Source organism: Collinsella sp. OM07-12 (assembly GCF_003438275.1).
Lineage (GTDB): Bacteria > Actinomycetota > Coriobacteriia > Coriobacteriales > Coriobacteriaceae > Collinsella.
The window spans coordinates 1-749 of record NZ_QSTQ01000059.1 but is presented as its reverse complement, the minus strand read 5'-3'; the positions used below and the strand labels follow the sequence as shown (position 1 = coordinate 749).

The window sequence follows — 749 nt, the reverse complement described above, 5'->3', positions numbered from 1 at the left end:
TTCAAGACTTTAGTCTGCTGGCCGCGCAGCGGCCAGCTTTAAACCACCCGCTACGCGGGTGGAGACAAACGGCTTTACAAAGCCACCCCTCCGACCGATATTGACGATTGTTCAGGCCGTCAAGAATTCGAGTCGAAGGGGTGGTCGCCATGGCCCAGAAGGCCTACAGCCTTTCCCACACGAAGTGGATGTGCAAGTACCACATCGTGTTCACGCCGAAGTATAGGCGCAAAGTGATCTACAACCAAATCAGGAGCGACATAGGGGAGATCCTCAGGAAGCTGTGCGAGTACAAGGGGATCGAGATAATCGAGGGGCACCTGATGCCCGACCACGTGCACGTGCTGCTGGCGATCCCGCCGAAGTACAGCGTCGCGAGCGTCATGGGCTACCTGAAGGGGAAGAGCTCGCTGATGATATTCGACAGGCACGCCAACCTCAAGTACAAGTTCGGCAACAGGAAGTTCTGGGCGGAGGGCTACTACGTGTCCACCGTCGGCCTGAACGAGGCGACGATCGCCAAGTACATCAGGGAGCAGGAGTCCCACGACATCGCGCTGGACAAGCTGAGCGTGAAGGAGTACGAGGACCCCTTCAAGAGGGGGTGATGCTGCCGGTTCGACCGGCGCGCCACGGGTCAAGATGCACTAGGCCTGGACGAAGTCCGGGCCCGCGCCTTTAGACGCGAGCCCGGGGCCCGTGGGTTATACCCTAAGAGCAAACCACCCTTTTTAAGGGTGGTTCTGATT

General features: G+C 58.6%; 1 protein-coding gene. It reads left to right on the top strand.

All coding sequences use genetic code 11. The features are described 5' to 3' along the window. Positions 1 to 149: 149 nt before the first annotated feature. Positions 150 to 608 (top strand): IS200/IS605 family transposase, encoded by a 459-nt coding sequence (gene tnpA, locus DXB98_RS10055; RefSeq protein ID WP_055287554.1) that lies wholly within the window; start codon positions 150 to 152, stop codon positions 606 to 608. The last annotated feature ends 141 nt before the right edge of the window (positions 609 to 749 follow it).

Bases quoted from the DNA above. Each gene is read 5' to 3' on its own strand.
- tnpA (WP_055287554.1), top strand. From the start codon at position 150: ATGGCCCAGAAGGCCTACAGCCTTTCCCACACGAAGTGGATGTGCAAG.